The 3,326-nt window shown below is 53.0% G+C and carries 1 rRNA gene; it reads left to right on the plus strand.

The features are described from left to right. The first annotated feature begins 247 nt into the window (after positions 1-247). Positions 248-3,326, plus strand: a 23S ribosomal RNA gene (locus KBX14_RS11110).

Below are 3,326 nucleotides of genomic sequence, written 5' to 3' on the forward strand. Positions count from 1 at the left end.
TGTGTGTTGGTGCACTGTTGGGTGTCTGAGGCAGCAGTTGTGTTGTCTTGATTGATTCCGCGTGTTGATCACTGACTGGTTTGGTTGGTGGTTGGTGTGTGGGGTGTGTTGTGTGAGAACTGTATAGTGGACGCGAGCATCTTTATTCTTGTGGAAGAATTTTTTGATTGTAAGTTTGCCTAACAACAAGTGATTGTCATGCTGTTTGTGTGTGGTGGTTGTTTGTTGTTTGTTTGTTGTGTGTTTTTGTTTTGTTACAAGGGCGTACGGTGGATGCCTTGGCATGCTTAGCCGATGAAGGACGTGTGAGGCTGCGTTATGCCTCGGGGAGTTGCCAACAAAGCGTTGATCCGAGGATGTCCGAATGGGGAAACCTGGCACTTGTTATGGAGTGTTACCTGCAGATGAATGTATAGTCTGTGTGGGGGTTACGCGGGGAAGTGAAACATCTCAGTACCCGTAGGAGAAGAAAACAATTGTGATTCTGCTAGTAGTGGCGAGCGAACGTGGATGAGGCTAAACCATGCGTGTGTGATACCTGGCAGGGGTTGCGCGTGTGGTGTTGTGGGCGATGATTGTGGGTATGCTGCCATGTACCCCTATGATGCGGCGTGTTAGCGGAAGTCACCTGGGATGGTGTGCCGGAGAGGGTGAGAGCCCCTGTACGTGAAGGCGTGTCGTGTTGTGGTGATTGTTTGCCCGAGTAGCAGTGGGCTCGTGGAATCTGCTGTGAATCTGCCGGGACCACCCGGTAAGCCTAAATACTAAGTGTGACCGATAGTGAATAAGTACCGTGAGGGAATGGTGAAAAGTACCCCGGGAGGGGAGTGAAAGAGTTCCTGAAACCGTGCGCTTACAATCCGTCAGAGCACCGCGTGTGTGTGATGGCGTGCCTTTTGAAGAATGAGCCTGCGAGTCAGCGGCATGTCGCGAGGTTAACCCGTGTGGGGTAGTCGTAGCGAAAGCGAATCCTAATTGGGTGTTGTAAGTGGCATGTCCTGGACCCGAAGCGGGGTGATCTACCCATGGCCAGTGTGAAGCAGCTGTAAGAGGTTGTGGAGGCGCGAACCCACTTAGGTTGAAAACTGAGGGGATGAGTTGTGGGTAGGGGTGAAAGGCCAATCAAACTCCGTGATAGCTGGTTCTCCCCGAAATGCATTTAGGTGCAGCGTTATAGTAGTTTGCCGGAGGTAGAGCTACTGGTTGGTTGAGCGGGACTATCATCTTAGCAACATCAGCCAAACTCCGAATGCCGGTTAAGTGTTCTATAGCAGTGAGACTGTGGGGGATAAGCTTCATAGTCGAGAGGGAAACAGCCCAGATCGCCGGTTAAGGCCCCTAAGGGTGTACTAAGTGGAAAAGGATGTGGGATCGCGAAGACAGCCAGGAGGTTGGCTTAGAAGCAGCCATCCTTGAAAGAGTGCGTAATAGCTCACTGGTCGAGTGGTTCTGCGCCGACAATGTAGTGGGGCTCAAGTACACCGCCGAAGCCGCGGCATAGTTTTTACTATGGGTAGGGGAGCGTCGTGCATGGGGTGAAGCCATACTGTAAGGGGTGGTGGACTGTGTGCGAGTGAGAATGCAGGCATGAGTAACGAGAGATACGTGAGAATCGTATCCGCTGGATGACTAAGGGTTCCTGGGTCAAGTTCGTCTTCCCAGGGTGAGTCGGGTCCTAAGGCGAGGCCGACAGGCGTAGTCGATGGTCAACGGGTTGATATTCCCGTACCCGTATGCATGCGACAAAGAGTGAAGCGGTGATACTAACCACCCTGAACTGGCAACATGCGCATCCTTTTGGGTGTGTGGTTGTTGGTGATGCGTGGGGCCTGATCCGTGGTAGTTCAGTGATGGGGTGACGCAGTCAGGTAGCCGCGCCAAGTGTTGGATATCTTGGTGTAAGCGTGTGGCACGTCGACTAGTGAAATGCGGTCGATATTTTGTGTGAGGCGTGATGCGTAGCCCAATTGTTGGGTGATGGTGGTGATCCTTTGCTGTCGAGAAAAGCCTCTAGCGATGTATGTGTATGGCCCGTACCCGAAACCGACACAGGTGGTCAGGTAGAGAATACTAAAGCGGTCGGGTGAACTGTGGTTAAGGAATTCGGCAAATTGCCCCCGTAACTTCGGGAGAAGGGGGGCCCTTGCTGGTTGCATGCCTTTTTCGGTGTGTTGCTGGTGGGGGTCGCAGAGAATAGAGGGGAGCGACTGTTTATCAAAAACACAGGTCCGTGCGAAGACGGTTAAGTTGATGTATACGGACTGACGCCTGCCCGGTGCTGGAAGGTTAAGAGGACCTGTTAGGACGTAAGTCCGAAGCGGAGAATTTAAGCCCCAGTAAACGGCGGTGGTAACTATAACCATCCTAAGGTAGCGAAATTCCTTGTCGGGTAAGTTCCGACCTGCACGAATGGCGTAACGACTCCCCTGCTGTCTCAACCACAGGCCCGGTGAAATTGCAGTACGAGTAAAGATGCTCGTTTCGCGCGGCAGGACGAAAAGACCCCGGGACCTTCACTATAGCTTGGTATTGGTATTCGGTGCGGTTTGTGTAGGATAGGTGGGAGACTGTGAAGTGGTCACGCTAGTGATTGTGGAGTCGTTGTTGAAATACCACTCTGACCGTAGTGGATGTCTAACCTTGGCCCATGATCTGGGTTGGGGACAGTGCCTGGTGGGTAGTTTAACTGGGGCGGTTGCCTCCCAAAATGTAACGGAGGCGCCCAAAGGTTCCCTCAGCCTGGTTGGCAATCAGGTGGTGAGTGTAAGTGCACAAGGGAGCTTGACTGTGAGACTTACAAGTCGAGCAGGGACGAAAGTCGGGACTAGTGATCCGGCACCTACTTGTGGATGTGGTGTCGCTCAACGGATAAAAGGTACCCCGGGGATAACAGGCTGATCTTCCCCAAGAGTCCATATCGACGGGATGGTTTGGCACCTCGATGTCGGCTCGTCGCATCCTGGGGCTGGAGTAGGTCCCAAGGGTTGGGCTGTTCGCCCATTAAAGCGGCACGCGAGCTGGGTTCAGAACGTCGTGAGACAGTTCGGTCTCTATCCGCCGCGCGCGTTGAAACTTGAAGAAGGCTGTCCCTAGTACGAGAGGACCGGGACGGACGTACCTCTGGTGTGCCAGTTGTTCCGCCAGGAGCAGGGCTGGTTGGCTACGTACGGGAGGGATAACCGCTGAAAGCATCTAAGCGGGAAGCCTGTTTTGAGATGAGGTTTCGTTTGAGGTTCCCTAGAGATGATGGGGTTGATAGGCCGGATCTGGTAGCACTGTGAGGTGTGTAAGGTGACTGGTACTAATTACACCGAGACTAAAACAAA

The sequence above is a fragment of the Corynebacterium sp. CCUG 61414 genome (assembly GCF_024453945.1).
Classification (GTDB): domain Bacteria; phylum Actinomycetota; class Actinomycetes; order Mycobacteriales; family Mycobacteriaceae; genus Corynebacterium; species Corynebacterium pseudogenitalium.